Annotated in this window: 12 protein-coding genes and 1 pseudogene; 9 read left to right on the forward strand and 4 right to left on the reverse strand. The window is 67.5% G+C overall.

Features of this window, described 5'->3' with window-relative positions; genetic code table 11:
• Positions 1-260 precede the first annotated feature (260 nt).
• Positions 261-1,835: a hypothetical protein gene (locus ABH935_RS45700; RefSeq protein ID WP_370384269.1), complete on the forward strand. Its 1,575-nt coding sequence runs from the start codon at positions 261-263 to the stop codon at positions 1,833-1,835.
• Between the two features lie 209 nt (positions 1,836-2,044).
• Here ABH935_RS45700 and ABH935_RS45705 read toward each other — a convergent pair whose 3' ends face one another.
• Positions 2,045-2,503 (reverse strand): integrase core domain-containing protein, encoded by a 459-nt coding sequence (locus ABH935_RS45705; protein WP_370384270.1) that lies wholly within the window; start codon positions 2,501-2,503, stop codon positions 2,045-2,047.
• Positions 2,504-2,606: 103 nt separating this feature from the next.
• Between ABH935_RS45705 and ABH935_RS45710 the strand changes: the two genes are divergently transcribed.
• The gene (locus ABH935_RS45710; RefSeq protein WP_370384271.1) at positions 2,607-3,455 is read left to right on the forward strand and encodes an endo alpha-1,4 polygalactosaminidase; all 849 of its coding nucleotides are present in this window, start codon (positions 2,607-2,609) and stop codon (positions 3,453-3,455) included.
• Positions 3,456-3,467: 12 nt separating this feature from the next.
• Here ABH935_RS45710 and ABH935_RS45715 read toward each other — a convergent pair whose 3' ends face one another.
• The gene (locus ABH935_RS45715; protein ID WP_370384272.1) at positions 3,468-4,649 is read right to left on the reverse strand and encodes an ROK family protein; all 1,182 of its coding nucleotides are present in this window, start codon (positions 4,647-4,649) and stop codon (positions 3,468-3,470) included.
• Positions 4,650-4,921: 272 nt separating this feature from the next.
• Here ABH935_RS45715 and ABH935_RS45720 point away from each other — a divergent pair, with 272 nt between their 5' ends.
• From ABH935_RS45720 to ABH935_RS45740, 5 genes are all read left to right on the forward strand, one after another.
• Entirely contained in the window at positions 4,922-6,184 is a 1,263-nt protein-coding gene (locus ABH935_RS45720; protein WP_370384273.1) for a sugar ABC transporter substrate-binding protein, read from the forward strand.
• On the forward strand, positions 6,181-7,131 hold the full coding sequence (locus ABH935_RS45725; protein WP_370384274.1) for a carbohydrate ABC transporter permease: 951 nt from the start codon (positions 6,181-6,183) through the stop codon (positions 7,129-7,131). Before ABH935_RS45720 ends, ABH935_RS45725 begins: the two co-directional genes overlap by 4 nt.
• Complete coding sequence (locus ABH935_RS45730; protein WP_370384275.1) at positions 7,124-7,945, forward strand: carbohydrate ABC transporter permease; 822 nt, start codon at positions 7,124-7,126, stop codon at positions 7,943-7,945. Before ABH935_RS45725 ends, ABH935_RS45730 begins: the two co-directional genes overlap by 8 nt.
• 3 nt (positions 7,946-7,948) lie before the next feature.
• Positions 7,949-9,166, forward strand: a complete 1,218-nt coding sequence (locus tag ABH935_RS45735; protein ID WP_370384276.1) for a Gfo/Idh/MocA family protein — start codon at positions 7,949-7,951, stop codon at positions 9,164-9,166.
• A gap of 131 nt (positions 9,167-9,297) precedes the next feature.
• Positions 9,298-10,599 carry a spherulation-specific family 4 protein gene (locus ABH935_RS45740; protein ID WP_370384277.1) on the forward strand — a complete coding sequence of 434 codons (1,302 nt, stop codon included), beginning with the start codon at positions 9,298-9,300 and terminating at the stop codon, positions 10,597-10,599.
• 321 nt (positions 10,600-10,920) lie between these two features.
• Here ABH935_RS45740 and ABH935_RS45745 read toward each other — a convergent pair whose 3' ends face one another.
• Complete coding sequence (locus ABH935_RS45745) at positions 10,921-11,331, reverse strand: endo alpha-1,4 polygalactosaminidase (RefSeq protein ID WP_370384278.1); 411 nt, start codon at positions 11,329-11,331, stop codon at positions 10,921-10,923.
• Between the two features lie 145 nt (positions 11,332-11,476).
• Positions 11,477-12,148, reverse strand: a pseudogene (locus ABH935_RS45750) (DsbA family oxidoreductase); the annotation flags it as partial.
• Between the two features lie 114 nt (positions 12,149-12,262).
• On the opposite strand from ABH935_RS45750, the gene ABH935_RS45755 reads away from it, so the two are divergent.
• Both ABH935_RS45755 and ABH935_RS45760 read left to right on the forward strand, forming a co-directional pair.
• On the forward strand, positions 12,263-12,592 hold the full coding sequence (locus tag ABH935_RS45755; protein ID WP_370384279.1) for a CU044_2847 family protein: 330 nt from the start codon (positions 12,263-12,265) through the stop codon (positions 12,590-12,592).
• Positions 12,593-12,595: 3 nt separating this feature from the next.
• On the forward strand, positions 12,596-15,402 hold a 2,807-nt coding region (locus tag ABH935_RS45760), incomplete at its 3' end, for a trypsin-like peptidase domain-containing protein (RefSeq protein ID WP_370384280.1).

The following is a 15,402-nucleotide window of genomic DNA, read 5'->3' on the forward strand; positions in this document are numbered from 1 at the left end:
CCGGCCGCACCGATCTCCGCCGTCGGCGAGCAGGCCCGCGTCGGGATCAGCGCGTCCTACCGGAGGTGCGAGAGCAAGGAGGTGCTGCTGCAGACGCTGTGCGCGGCCCGCCTGGCGACGTGAGCGGAGGTGTGGAAGATTCTCACGCCACCGGCAAGTGGGGGCGGCGTCCCAGTAGTCCGTGCCGCTCGCAGAACGATGTGGTCTCTCACGCAGAAACCGCCGCGGCATGTCGGTCGCCGACAATAGTGTCAGGGCCCATGGATGCGTTCCTGAAAGACGGGCACCCGCTGCTCGGCAACATACCGGGGCCGCTCGCGCTCGCCGCCGGTCATGACGGTGTCGTCTGGGCTGCCGGCGGCGCCGGTGAGAGTGCGGTGCTGTGGCTCGACGACGAGGGGTGGCGTGCCGAGCGGCTCGATGCCCAGGGGCTGCGCGCGGTGCTGCCGCTCGACGCTGAGACGGCGGTCGTCGCAGGGGAGTACGGCTATCTCGCGATTGTTGGCGGCGAGGAGGGTGTGCGGGAGGTCCGGACCGGGTTCTCGGGGTGCCTGTACGGGCTGACTCGCATCGGTGAGGTCATCTGGGTCACCGGGGATGACGGCTTCGTCGCGACGCTCGTTCCGGGGAGCGGGGAGCTGCGGGTCGAGCCGTCGTTCACCGGCGGGAACGTCGTCTGCGCGGTCGCCGCGCCGGAGGGCGACACGCTGTTCGTCGCGGGCAGCCGGCTGCTGCGGCGTTCCGCCGACGGCGAGGTGGACGTGTGGTTCTCGGGCACCGCGCCGCTCACCGACGCTGTTTACGCCCCCGATGGCAGCCTCGCGGTGAGCGGTGACGTGGGCCAGCTCTATCTCGCCGCGCCCGGCGAACTCCCAGTGCGCTGTGATGGTGTTCGCCACCTCGACCTCGAGTGTCTGCACTACGATCCGCGGCGCGACGGCTTCCTGGTCGCCGGCGAGGACGGATTCGTCGGCGTGCTCGGCCGCGATGGCGTGCTGCAGGCGTTGCCTGCGGCGGACCCGCCGTATCGCCTCACCAGTGTCCTGCCATGGGGCGCCGGCCACCTGTTCACCGGGTGGATGACGACGCGCGCGCCGTACCGATTCCGCGGCGCGGTGTACTTCGACGGTGCGGCCGAAGCGGCTCCGAGCAGGGTGCGTCCGGTTCCGCGGCAGGACTTCGGGCCGCCGCGGGTGCGCACCGTCGGTGACAGCGGCCGTACTCCGGTCGCGGTCGAGGACTTCGAGGAGATCCCGCTTGAAGCGGCCAAGGAGCGGATGCCCGGCGTCGTCTGGCCGGACTTCCCCAGGTTCGAGCGCGTCCGGTTCTACGACGGCGACCTCCACGTCGCCGACGTCGCGGACATGCTGGAATACGACGAGCGTGCGGCCTCCGGTTACGCGGTCGCGATCCGCGGCGACCTGATCGTCGACGGCACGCTCGACGCGACCGCCGGCGGCGACGGCTACGGCAGTCTGCTGGTCGTGCAGGGCGACGTCTGGGCCGAGGCGGCGCTGTTCCGGTACGGCATCGCGGCCGCGATCGGCGGCACCCTGGAAGTGGCGACCGTGGTGCAGTGCGACCACGGCGACGACGGCGGCACCCTGTGGGCCAAGACCATCCGCGCGCAGGTGGTCTTCTACTCCCTGTACTTTCCGCAGCCGGAAGGCGAGATCGACGCCTTCCTCATCGGCGACGTCTACGGCGACACCAGCTTCCCGCCGGAGCGCGCCAACGAGGTGTTCGTCCCCGGCGTGCTCGAGGACGGCGTCCTCGAAGAGCACACCGCCGCGAGTTGGCTGCGCGAGGGCAGATCGATCCTGCGCGAGGCGTGAGCCGATCACTGTTGGCCAGGGGACTGGCTTATGCATGCGGATCTCGTCGGCACAATGTCCTCATCGGCGACGAGGGCGGCGCATGGATGATCGACCGGGCCGGGCCGCACGCGGCGGGAGCTTCAATGGCCCGGCGTGCCCGCTCGCTCGACGCATTGATGCCGAGCATTCGGTGCAGGACGCCGAGTCATGGATGAGAGTGCCGAAAACTACGCGACCCGCGTGTATTCGTGGATCACGCCTCCGGCGCGATCATTCCGTCGTACGCGAAACCCGTCGAGACCGATCACGTTGTTGAGTAGCGGCCGGATAGGTGTGGCCTGGCCGAGGCTGCGGTGCGGGCGGTGGCTGTTGTAGTGCTCCTCGGACTCGCGCAGCAGCCGGACCAGATGCCGCGCGCTCCAGATCAGGGTGCGGTCGGCCAGCTCCGCGCGCAGCGGGCGGAACCAGCGTTCCATGATTGAGTTCTGGCCGGGTGCTCGAATACCACGGAGGGAACGCGCACGCGCGGTGCGCGAAGAGGCCGGTTCGCGCACCGCGCGTGCGCGTTGCCTTGTCGCTGTGGATTCGGACTTGCATGCTTGTTGGGAAATGAATCCGCGAAACGTCGCGGCGGCCTGCTCACCGCGCGCGTCGGCGAATTGCGGCACCGGCGCGCCGAGGGCCAACGATGCACCGGCGTCCGTATCCTCAAAGCAATGTGTTGTAAATAGCTAAGGACATGCACGGATGTTTACGCCTCATTCGCGCGCCCTCGGCATCGGCGCAGCCTTGATCGGCCTGGTGTTGACCGCGGGCGGATGCTCGCAGAGCAGCGTAGAGGAGCCGTCGCCGCCGCCGGCGTCAATGCCGGCGAGCACCGTGGGTTCCGCCGGCTCCGGGCCTGGAGGGAAGACTGTTGCGTTGCCGCAGCCAGGCGCCAAGTGGGACTACCAGATTGGCGGGGCATACCCGCCGCCGGACGGCGTGCGCATTGTGTCTCGGGACAGTACCGCCGCTCCTGCGGCGGGTCTGTACAACATCTGCTACATCAACGCCTACCAGACCCAGCCGGGCGACGAGGCGATCAACTGGTGGAAGACGAACCACCCCGACCTGCTGCTGAAGGCGGGCGGGGGCGACCTCGTCATCGACAAGGACTGGGGCGAGCCGCTCCTGGACGTGTCCACCCCGGACAAGCGCGCCCGGCTCACCCAGATTGAAGCCGGGTGGATCGACGGGTGCGCGAGCAAGGGCTTTCAGGCGATCGAGCCGGACAATGTGGACTCCTACGGCCGTTCCAACGGGCTCCTCACCGCCGAGGACAACGTCGAGTTCGCCAAACTGCTGGTCGCGCACGCTCACGCCGACGGATTGGCAATCGCTCAGAAGAACGCGGCCGAACTATCCGATCGACGCAAACAGGTCGGCTTCGACTTCGCCGTGGTCGAGCAGTGCGGCTCCACCGACGAATGTGCCCAGTACGCGACAGCCTTCGACCTGCATGTCGTGGACGTCGAATACGACGACACGGGTTTCGGCGCCGCCTGCAAGTCCTGGGGTACCAAGCTGTCGGTGGTGCGTCGTGACCACGGCGTCAGCCCCAAGTCGGGAAGCGGCTACGTCTATCGCACGTGCTGAGAGCTCGGCACGTCACGCGGGTACCGGTGCCGGTGCCGGCGCCAGAGGCTCCGACTCGCCGGGGACGAAGTACCGCCGCTCGATGGCGTCGAGCGCTACCCGCACCGCGCCGATCACGACCCACTCGGCGTCGAGGCTGGAAGCCACTAGCGGCGGCACCCGGACGCAGACCCGGTGCAACTCGGTGGCGAGTTGATGCAACACCAGGTCGGAGGATCGGGAGATGCCTCCGCCGAGGACGACGAGCTCCGGGTCGAAAGTCAGGACCAAGGCCGCGACGCCACCGGCCAGGGCCCGGACGTAGCGCTCGGTGGCCATGAGGGCGGCCCGGTCGCCTTCTCGCGCGCGGGCGAAGACGAACTCGGCGATCTGCTCGGGGCGGGCGTCGTGGTCGAGCCCCGGGAAGCCGAGCAGGTGGGTCGGGGCCTCGGCCCATCCGGACGCGGGCAGGGCGCCGATCTCGCCGGCGGCTCCGGTGTGGCCGCGCAGGAGCCTGCCCTCCACGATGACGCCGTTGCCGGTCCGAAGGCCGGCGTGGATGTAGACCAGGTTGTCGACGTCCCGCCCGGCGCCTCGCCATCGTTCGGCCAGGGTGGCGGCGCGACCGTCGTTCTCGACGACGACCGGGCACGACACGGTATCGGCCAGGGCTGCGGGGATGTCGACACCGGTCCAGCCGGGCAAGGCGACGGACAGCGCCACCCGGCCGGAATGTTCGATCACGCCGGTGCTGCCGACGCCGACCTGGAGAAGGGCTCGCGGCTGGAGGCCCGCGGCGGAGCAGGCCTCGGCCAGCGCCGACTTGGCCGCCTGAAGACGTTGGGATGCCGGCGCCGCCGGGCTCACTGCCAGTCGGCTGCGCCCGCGGACCTCGCCGTCCAGATCGGTGACGAGTGCGGTCACTGCGTGCGCGCCGATGTCCAGCCCTGCGACACTCCCTGACTCGGCGCGGAACCGGAACACGCGAGCAGGACGTCCCACGCCGTTCGGCTCGGTCGGCGGCGTCGAGGCGACCCAGCCGAGATCGGTCAACTCTTCGGCCAGCGTCTGGATGATCGGCCGCGACAGCCCCGTCTGCCGGGCGAGCACGGTCAGCGGCTGAGGGCCGGCCTTGCGCAGCGCGTCGACCACCGAAAGCAGCCGCAATCGGCGCAGTAAAACCGTGTCGGCACCGTTGACGCTCAGCTCACTCATGTCCACCCCACTGCTGCGGTCGTCGTACGAGTCTCGTTCGAATATTCATGATGACGGTGATAATCAAACCACGCGCCCGGGCGCGCACGCCAGTTGCGCTACCGTCTACTGTGCCACCTAAATCCCAGCAAATCACCGCAGAGCATTCGATTCGCGGCCCGAATTCGCACTCGAAGTGCGCGGTTCCGTCGTGGAGGGTTGACACTCTTCCCCGAATTAGTAACACTCAGCGCGAAAATATTTCCCCTCCGACATGATCAAGGTGGTGAGACATGGGCATACGTGCAGTGGCTGCTGCGGCCACATCTTTGGCGCTGGTCGCCTCGATGGCCGCGTGTTCCAGCAGCAAGGGCTCGGCAGGCGGCTCGGCGGGCGGCAAGGTCTCGCTCAGCTACGGGGTCTGGGACGCCACGCAGGTTCCGGCCATGCAGAAGATCATCACGGCCTTCGAGGCGCAGAACCCCGACATCTCGGTCACCATCCAGCAGACGCCGTGGGCCGACTACTGGACGAAGCTGCAGGCCGCGGCGACCGGTGGAGCGGCGCCGGACGTGTTCTGGATGAACGGTCCGAACTTCCAGCTCTACGCTTCCAACAACGTCATCAAGCCGTTGACCGACCTGCACCAGGACACTTCCGTCTACCCGGCGTCGCTGGTCAAGCTCTACCAGTACAAGGGCGTGCAGTACGGGCTGCCCAAGGACTTCGACACCGTCGGGCTCTGGTACAACAAGGCCCTGTTCGACGCCGCCGGCGTCGCCTACCCCACCGCGTCCTGGACGTGGGCCGATTTCCAAGCGGCGGCGAAGAAACTCACCGATCCGGCCAAGGGGGTCTACGGTGTCGGGGCCACCCTCGAGGGGCAGGAGAACTTCTACGACACGATCTTCCAGGCCGGCGGGTATGTCGTCTCCCCGGACGGCAAGCAGTCCGGCTACGCGGACCCGAACACCATTGCGGGCCTGAAATTCTGGACCGATCTGATCGCGGCCAAGGATTCGCCGAGCCTGAAGCAGATGACGGACACCGCTCCGCTGAACATGTTTGAGTCCGGCAAGCTCGCCATGTTTTGGGGCGGTTCGTGGGACGCCAAGGCGTTCGCAGGCAATGACGGCACCAAGACCGGCATCGACGTGGCGCCGCTGCCGGCCGGCGCGAAGAAGGCCACCGTCATCCACGGACTGGCCAACGTCGTGTCCGCGCACACCGCGCATACCGCGCAGGCGGAGAAGTTCGCCGAGTTCCTCGGCTCCCAGCAGGCCGCGCAGATCGAGGCCGACACCGGCACGGTGATCCCGGCTTACAACGGCACGCAGCAGGCATGGGTCCAGGCCTACCCGCAGTACCAGCTGCACGTGTTCCTGGACCAGCTTCTCGACGCCGTGCCGCTGCCGGTCTCGCGCGACACCGCGGCCTGGAACACCCTGGAGGCGAACCTGCTGACCAAGGCCTGGGACGGCAGCCAGCCGGTCGGCACTGTCGCGGCCGACCTCGCGGAGCAGATGAACGCGGCGCTGGCCAAGGAGGGCTCGTGACGTTGGCGGGCGCGAAGGCTTCGGCTCTCGCGCCCGCCCCGGCGGGCCGCCCGGCCCGGACGGCCCGCCGGCGGCGGCGCGGCGAGGCCGGATGGGCCGTGTTCTTTCTGGCGCCCACCGCCTTGGGGCTGGCGGTGTTCTACCTGTGGCCGGTGGTTCAGACCTTCTACTACAGCTTCACCACCTGGGGGCCGTTCGGCGGCCACACCTTCAGCGGCCTGTCCAACTACCGCCAACTGCTCCACGACCCGGACCTGCGCTCGGCATTCGTCAATACCGCGTGGTACTGCCTGCTCGGGCTGGCCGGCGTCCCGGTCGCGCTGGTGCTCGCCGCGGTCCTGGCCCGCCCCGGCCGACGCGGAGTCGGCTTTTACCGGGCCCTGCTGTTCCTGCCTGTGGTGACGATGCCGGTCGCGGTGGCCGTCGTGTGGCGCTGGCTGTACGCGGGCGACTCCGGCCTGATCAATACCCTGCTGGCCAAGGTAGGGATCCACGGCCCGTACTGGATCAGTGACCCGCACACCGCGCTGATAGCGGTCGCCGCGGTCGGCATGTGGTCCTCGGTCGGCTACACCATGGTGATCCTCATGGCCGGGCTGCAGTCCATCCCGCGCCACTTCTACGAGGCCGCGCAGATCGACGGAGCCGGTCCGGTTCGCCAGTTCTTCGCCATCACGCTGCCGCTGCTGAGCCCCAGCCTGTTCTTCGTCACGGTGCTGTCGGTCATCGGCACATTGCAGACCTTCGACCTCGTGTACGTCATGGTCGGCCAGACCAACCCGGCGCTGCCCCAGACCCGGACCGTGGTCTACCTCTTCTACCAGGACGCCTTCGTGAACAACAACCGCGGCTACGCAGCCGCGATCGCCTTCCTGCTGCTCGCGGTCACAGTCGCCCTCACAGGCCTGCAGTTCCGCCTCCAGAAGCGGTGGGTGCACTATGCGTAGGCGCTGGGGATCGGTCGGCGCCCACACGTTCCTGATCGCGGCGTCGATCGCCATGGCCGGCCCGTTCTTGTGGGAACTGTTGACCTCGTTCAAGTCCCTGACCGAATCGACCCGGATCCCACCGACCTGGCTGCCGCAGCAGTGGCACGCAGCCAACTACCATGCGGTGTTCGACACCGTCCCGTTCGCCGCCATGGCCGTCAACAGCGTCATCAACACACTGGCCCGCACTGCCGCGCAGCTGCTGTTCTGCTCGATGGCCGCCTTCGCCTTCGCCCGGCTGCGCTTCCCCGGCCGCAGCGCGCTGTTCGCGGTGTTCCTGTCGATCCTTCTGGTACCGAGCCAGCTGCTGATCATCCCCCAGTACCAGATCATCCAGAACCTGCACCTGCTCAACACCCGCACCGCCCTGTTCCTGCCCGGCATGTTCAGCGCCTTCGGCACGTTCCTGCTGCGCCAGTTCTTCCTGGCTCTACCCGCTGAGCTGGAGGAGGCGGCCCGGCTGGACGGCGCCGGCCCACTGCGGATCTATTGGAGCGTGATGCTGCCGCTGGCCAGGCCGGGCCTGATCGCGCTCGGCATCCTGACGACGATCTGGTCCTGGAACGACCTGCTGTGGCCGCTGGTGGTCAACACCGACCCGCAGAAGATGCCGCTCTCGGCGGGCCTGGCCTCGCTACAGGGCCAGTTCTTGACCAACTACCCGGAATTGATGGCCGGGTCTCTCATGGCGACTGTCCCTGTGATCGTCGTGTTCGTGATTTTGCAGCGGCGTGTCATTGAAGGCATCGCCCTCACCGGAACGAAGGGATGAGGCGTGCCTGAGCTGCGTATCGGCGTCGTCGGAGTCGGACAGCGGGCCAAGATGGCCACTCACGCCCATCAACCCGGCGTCGCGCGGGTGGTGTCCTGCGCGGACCCGCGCCCACGCGGCCGCGCTGAGGCGCGACAGCTGTTTGGCGCCGACGTCGCGGTCCACCACGACTACCGGGACATGCTCGCAGACCAGCTCGACGCGGTGTTCGTGCTGACCCCCGATCACCTGCACGCCGCCCCTGCCGGGTTCTTCCTGGCCGCCGGGATCGCGGTGTTCGTCGACAAGCCGATGGCGATTAGCCTCGAGGACTGCGATGAAGTTCTGGCCGCCGCCGCCCGGACCGGCACCCGCCTGTACGTCGGCCACAATCTGCGCCATCTGCCGATGCTGCGGACGATACGGGACCTGATCGACGACGGAGCCGTCGGCGAAGTCCGCTCGGTGTGGTGCCGGCACTTCGTCGGCCACGGAGGCGACTACTACTTCAAGGACTGGCACGCCGAACGGTCCAAGACGACCGGTCTGCTGCTGCAGAAGGGCGCTCACGACCTGGACGTGATCCACTGGCTGGCCGGCGGCTACTCCCGGCGCGTGGTCGCTCTCGGCGGATTGACTGTGTACGGGGACAACCCGCACCGCCGCCATCCTGGCTCGGAGGCCGACGGGTCCTGGGGCGACGCGGTCGTGACGGACTGGTTCGACCTGGGCGTCTGGCCGCCGTCCCGGCTGCGGGACCTCAACCCGGTCATCGACGTGGAAGACCTCTCACTGATGGTCAGCCAGCTGGATAACGGAGTTTTCACCAGCTACCAGCAGTGCCACTACACCCCGGACTACTGGCGCAACTACACCGTCATCGGCGACGCCGGGCGCCTGGAGAACTTCGGTGACGGCATCGACGGTGATCCGGCGCACATCAAGGTCTGGAACAGCCGACGCTCGGGATTCCGGGCCGAGGCCGACCTCGTCGTCCCCGTCGCCGCCGACGACGGCCTGCACGGCGGCGCCGACGCGGCACTGGTCGCGGAGTTTCTCCGCTTCGCGGCCGAAGGCGGACCGACCCAGACCTCTCCCATCGCCGCCCGCGAGGCCGTCGCCGCAGCGGTCGCGGCCACCACCTCGCTGCGGTCCGGCGGCACCCCGATCACGGTGACGCCGGTCCGCCCGGAGATCGCAGACCACTTCGACCGCGTCGTCTGCCCCGGCCAGCCCGCCTGAGGCTGACCGGCCCCGATCCCCGGGCCGCGCCATTTCGGCGAGGTCCGGCCGCACCACAAGCACCACCGACACGGCACCACCGCCGGGCTCGTCCGAACCCGGCGTACACCGTTCGAAAGTGGAGGAACGCAATGCGCCGAATCCTCTGGCGCCCGCGCACACGGATCCTGGCCGTCGCCGTCACGCTGTGTATGGCTGCGCTCGGCCTACCCGGCGCGGCGGCCGCCAACACGGCCACCGTCCAGCACATCGCAGTGCCCGCCTACTTCAACCCCAACGGGACTCCGGGGAGCACCTTCTGGACCCAGCTCAACCAGAGCACACCGGCGGTCGGCATCGCCATCGCCAACCCGAACTCCGGCCCCGGATCGGCATTCGACCAGGGCTACGCCAACGCCATCCAGGCCGCCACGAACGCCGGGGTCCACGTGATCGGCTACGTCGACACCGGCTACTTCGGCACCACCGGGCGCACCACCCGCGACGGCCAGACCACCACCGACGCATGGACCGCACAGGCCGAAGCCGACGTCAACAGCTGGTACAGCTGGTACGGCAGCTACGGCCTGGCCGGCATATTCTTCGACGACGGCCTGGCCGACTGCGGTACCAACAACGCCCACGTCAGCCTTTACGAGGCCATCAACACCTTCACCAAGCAGAACTACTCCGGCGCACTCACCGTCGACAACCCCGGCGTCGGTGCCGAGCAGTGCTACTCGGACGCCGCGGACGTCCTGGTGATGTTCGAGGGAACCTACGCCGACTACACCGGCTGGACCGCGCCGGCGTGGGAGCTGAACTCCACCAACCCCGACAAGTTCTGGCACCTGATCTACAACACCCCGACCCAGGCCGACATGGAGAACGCTGTCAGCCTGTCCAAGCAGCGCAACGCAGGCTACCTCTACGTCACCGACGGCAACCTGCCCAACCCATGGAACACTCTGCCGACTGGAACCTACTGGAGCGACGAGCTGGCCCAGAGCGCCGCCAGCGGCAGCGGTGGGGGCGGCACTGGCGGCGGTGGAAACTGCACGCCGGTCGCCGGCTCGGGTGACATCACCAATTACTCGGCCTGCATGAACGGCACCACCGAGACGTTCACTGCCACCTTCAACGCCGCGGCGCCGTTCCATCACGTGTTCATCAACACCGACAACGACCAGGCCACCGGCTTCCAGTTGCCCGCCCCGTCCACCAGTCCACTCGGCGCCGACTACATGATCGAGAACAACACCCTTTACCAGAGCCTGTCCAGCGGGTGGAGCTGGGCACCCGTCACCGGCGTGAGCCCGAACATGACCCAGAACGGCAACACCTACAGCTGGACCCTTCCGCTCAGCGCCCTGAACAACCCGGCCACCACGCAGCAGGCCGAGTTCAACGGAAACACCTTCTACACCAACCCCGTCACCTTCACCCAGAGCTGAGCGGGTCAGCGAGGAACAACCGTGGTGGGCCCCGCTGTGGCCCGCCACGGTCTGCACTACCAGACCGGGGCGCAGGACCTTCTACCCCACGCGGCAGCCTTCCGCTAGACGTTGACGCAATGACCGTGCCCCAGTCCTTTCGACACGCCCGGCTGAGTGCCGCGGTCGTCGCCGGCAGCCGCCACAGGTTCCCCACGAGGCCTTCAATAAGTCCCGGGTGGGGCCCCCGCCTGCACGGGGTTCAGCAGGCCTTGTAGACGTACGTCGCGCTTCCCGGGGCTGTGGCGTCGTGGTCGCGGCGAACCACCGAGATCTTCGATCCTAAGCCGTGGCACGCCTTCCGGCTCGATGGCCTGGAAGCCCTTGGCGGCACAGCCGTCGATCCAGCCGTATTCGACCTGTGCCAGCGCGGCGGCCCCGGAGCAGCAGGTCCGGGTGATTTTTCTGCCGCCAGTCGTCGGTTCCGGGCTGGACCTGGAAGGCGTTGACGTAGCAGATGTTGTACAGGCCGGCCGCAGGGCTGGCGGTGCTGTCTCGCGACACGATACGCACGCCGTCCGGATGCGGGTAGGCGCCGCCGAACTGGTAGTCGAATCTGGCGTGCTCCGGGGACGCCGTGACCTGCGCCCCGGTCCGATCGGAGACGGTCGTCGGGGACGTGGCTGAAAGACGTCCCGGCGAGGGCCCTGTGGCAGACGTCGAACCCTTTGAGGAGGAACCGCCTGCCCTCATGGGACGTACACGCTGCCAGGACCGTCAGGGCGCAGATAGAGATCGACGGCGGGAGCCGGGCTGCGACACTCGGGCCGGCGACGCCGCTGCTCATCCGGATGGTGGCGCTGATGACGGGGATCAGCCCGGCCGGGAACCGGCGCCGTTAGGCGACCTGGCCGCCGTCGGTGCCAGGGACGGCACAGGTGCCGTCAGGTCGGCACACCGCGGTGCCGGCATCGAACTGGGCCGGGCGCTGTTCGTCCCACGCGACGCGCAGAGCTTGGGCGAAGGCCTCGGTGGGCTGGGCTCCGGACAGCGCGTGGCGGCGGTCGATGAGGAAGTAGGGCACGCCTCCTGCACCCAGGCTGGCCGCTTCGGCTTCGTCGGCCCGGACCTCATCCAGGTAGGCCGTGGGGTCCGCGAGAACCGCGTCGGCTGCCGCGCGCGGCAGCCCGGCCTTCACCGCCAGCTCCAGCAGGGCGGGGCGGGTGAAGATGGTCTGGGCCTCGGCGAAATTGACCTGGAACAGGGCGGTCAGCAGTTCGTGCTGGCGGCCGTGGTCTTTGGCCAGGTGCAGCAGGCGGTGGGCGTCCAGGGTGGAGCCGACCAGGCGGTCTGTGCGGTAGCGCAGGTCCTCGCGGCGGGCGAGGATCGCGACCTGGTCGTCCATGGCAGGGCCCTGGGGGCCGAATCGCCGGGCGAGGTAGGCGGGCACCGGCTCAATGTGAGCAGGGTCGTGGCCGGGATCGAGTTCGAAGGAGCGGTGGACGATCTCGACTTGGTCGCGGTGATCGAAGGCGGCTAGTGCCTTCTCGAGGCGGGCGGTGGCGACGTAGCACCAGGGGCAGCCGTGGTGTTTGCGAGTTTAGCTGCGTCGGCGCTGGCGTCTGACTACTCTCTGAAGTCGGGATCCTGCGGTATGTGTCAGGGCGTAGAGAAGGAGTCATGCGTGGAGCTTGCACGGATTGAGTTGGACGGCGGGGGTTCAATCCTGGTGGAGGCAGCTGCCGGCGCTGAGGGACCGGTGAAAGCTGGCCGGATCAGTGCAGCGATCGCAGAGTTGCCGGTTAGCCTGTCGGCAGCGTTGGAACCCGTGGTGGAGGCGTCGCGTACGGTGTTGGACCAGATGCGCAAGGCTGTCCCCTCCTCCGTCGAGGTGGAGTTCGGGGTCGATCTGGCAGTCCAGGCCGGCGTGGTGATCACAAAGACAGCGGCGAACTGCCACTTGAAGGTGAAGGTAACCTGGGACGGAAAACACGACGAACCGGGGCGGGACTAGCCGGTGGTCGGACCGGGCAATTCCGGCGAAGGCGCGGTATCCAAAATCTCGATGTCGGTTGCTCAGATCTTGAACAACGCCGACAAAGTGACGGGTGCCGGTTTCCTCGTAACCGATACCCTGTTGATTACGTGTGCCCACGTGCTGATCGCGGCAGGGAGTGGTCCCGCTGGGAGAATCAAGGCACTGTTCCCGCAGGTACCGGGTGCCTCACCGGCATCCGGACAGGTTGTTGCCGATTCATGGCATAGCCCGGACGGGCTGGACGTTGCCCTCGTGCAGTTAGATGCGGCCGTGGCAGGAGCGACGCCGGTAGTGCTGGGCTCGGCTGCCGGATGCGCGCGCCACAAGGTGCATTCTTTCGGTTTCCCAGGTAACGCACCCAGTGGAGGCCGCTTCGGCTATGGAACCGCTGGTGATCTGTTCACTGACCCAGTAACAGGTACGCTGTTGCAGCTCACCAACGCAAACGACCTGACGACGGGGTTCAGCGGCGGGCCAGTGGTGGACGAGGACACTCGGCGGGTGATCGGCATGGTCACTTCGATCGAGCCAGCGGACCCATACCTGCGAGGCGTGGGGATCGTGTACGCCACACCCACGCAGGTCTTGCAACAGCTGCATGCGGACTTGTGCGCGACGCAGTCCTCCCCGTACCTGTACCTGGATGCGTTCACCGCTGAGGACGCATACCGGTTCCATGGCCGTGACGCCGCCGTGAACCCGCTGCTGAACTCACTGGCCGAGCATCGAGGGATCCTCCTGTTAGGCCCGTCCGGTTCCGGTAAGACGTCATTGGTGCAGGCAGGGGTACTGCCGAAGCTGGCTCGCGGGGCGATCACCGGTAGCGAGCGGTGGCTGCCATTGCTGACACGGCCAGGCCGAGACCTGTCGGCAGCATTGGATCGCGTGCTGCCCGAGACCACTACAGCTGGTATCGCAGCCGCAGCCAAGCGTCTTCTAGCCGACCGGCCGGAGTTCGATCGGGTACTACTAGTCATCGATCAGTTCGAGGAACTGCTCAGCGACCCGCATATCGCTGAAGGCGGACCGGAAGCTGCAGTCCACAGCGCCGTTGGCCAACTCGCGCTGGCGGCGGCAGGCAGCGGTCCGGTGGCCGTAATGTTGGTCCTGCGCGATGACTTCTATCCCCGGCTAGCGGCCTTGGCGCCTGAGCTGCTCGGTGCCGTACCGCGCGTGGTGAATGTGCCCGCCACCTTGGACGGGACGGAGCTACACGACATCATCGTGCGACCGGCAAGAGCTGTCGGCGTCCGTTTCGAGGCTGGTCTGCCCGAACGGATTATCGACGATGTTCTGTCTGGCGCCCGCGGGGCACCCGTGACGTTGCTGGCCCCGTTGGAGTTGGCGCTCAGCAAGCTGTGGGAGAAGTGCCTTAACGAGGGCTATCTCACCCATCAGGCGTATCATGGCATCGGCGGGGTAACCGGAAGTCTTGCTATCTGGTGCAACGAGACAATCGAGCAACTGTCCGCCGGACAGCACTTGATTGCGCAGCGCATTCTCACCGCGCTAGTCCGTACTGTTGGCGACGACGACCAGATGCTCGCCGTGCGACAACCGGCGCTCGTGAGCACGTTGCGCGAGCTGGCGGCTGACCTACCCGATGCCGCCAGTTCCGCTGGAACCAGCGACGTCGATGCGGTGCTGGCCGCGCTGCAAGACCACCGGATCATCACCTCCGGGACTATAAACAGCAGCGCCGAGTTGCAACCCACCGTTGAGCTGATCCATGAGGCGCTAATCCGGTACTGGCCAGATCTGCGTACTTGGGTCGCTCAGAACAGACGTTTCCACAGCTGGCTGCACCGCGCCGACGATCAGCGCACCCTTTGGGAGAAGCATCATGACGACCGTGACCTCCTGGATGGCACTGCACTGTCCGAAGGGCTCGACTGGTCTCGGCAACGCCGACTGCCGACCGCTACAGAACAATTTCTGAGTGCCAGCCATCAACGTCAACGAGCTGCTGTCCGTCGTAGCCATCGCCTTAACATCGCCCTGGCCGCCCTCCTGATCCTCGCCACCACCGCAGCAGGCATCGCCTACATACAGCGGCAACGTGCTGTCTCCGAGCGGCGAGTTTCCGATGCAGGCCGACTGGCCGCTCAGTCCACTGCGCTGCTCGACACCGACCCGGACCTCGCCTCGCTCCTTGCGATCCAGGCCTATCGAACGAGCGCATCTCCTGACGCCGCCGCAAGTCTATTTGCCGCAGCCAGCCTGCCTCTGCGAGACAGGCTTGTCAGCGGGGCATTAGGTCTGACCTCAGCAGAATTTAGTCCCAACGGGAAGATGCTCGCCACCGCCGGCATCGATGGGACTGCTCGGCTGTGGGACGCGGCGACCGGCAAGCCCGGCCCGGTCCTTCAGGGACACACCGGCCCAGTTTGGTCGGTTGTATTCAGTCCCGACGGGAGCGCCGTCGCTACTGCCAGCGATGACGGCACGGCGCGCTTGTGGGACGCGGCCACAGGCAAACCTGGGCTCATCCTTCGGGGCCACACCGACCGTCTGACGCTAGTGGCGTTTGGCCCGAAGGGGCATAGCCTTGCCACCGCCAGCTGGGATGGGACGGCTCGGTTGTGGGATGCGGCCACGGGCAAGCCCGGCCCGATCCTTCAGGGGCACACCGGCCCTGTGGTTTCGGTGGTGTTCAGCCCGGACGGGCGTGCCCTCGCCACCGCAAGTGCCGATGGGACGGCTCGGTTGTGGGATGCGGCCACGGGCAAGCCCGGCCCGATCCTTCAGGGGCACACCGGCCCTGTGGTTTCGGTGGTGTTCAGCCC

The organism is Catenulispora sp. GAS73, assembly GCF_041262085.1.
GTDB lineage: Bacteria > Actinomycetota > Actinomycetes > Streptomycetales > Catenulisporaceae > Catenulispora.

What these genes read in the sequence shown, in the direction of transcription:
- ABH935_RS45730 (WP_370384275.1), top strand. Translation starts at nt 7,124, where the DNA reads ATGCGTAGGCGCTGGGGATCGGTCGGCGCCCACACGTTCCTGATCGCG.
- ABH935_RS45740 (WP_370384277.1), top strand. Translation starts at nt 9,298, where the DNA reads ATGCGCCGAATCCTCTGGCGCCCGCGCACACGGATCCTGGCCGTCGCC.
- ABH935_RS45745 (WP_370384278.1), bottom strand. Translation starts at nt 11,331, where the DNA reads ATGAGGGCAGGCGGTTCCTCCTCAAAGGGTTCGACGTCTGCCACAGGG.
- ABH935_RS45700 (WP_370384269.1), top strand. Translation starts at nt 261, where the DNA reads ATGGATGCGTTCCTGAAAGACGGGCACCCGCTGCTCGGCAACATACCG.
- ABH935_RS45715 (WP_370384272.1), bottom strand. Translation starts at nt 4,649, where the DNA reads ATGAGTGAGCTGAGCGTCAACGGTGCCGACACGGTTTTACTGCGCCGA.
- ABH935_RS45720 (WP_370384273.1), top strand. Translation starts at nt 4,922, where the DNA reads ATGGGCATACGTGCAGTGGCTGCTGCGGCCACATCTTTGGCGCTGGTC.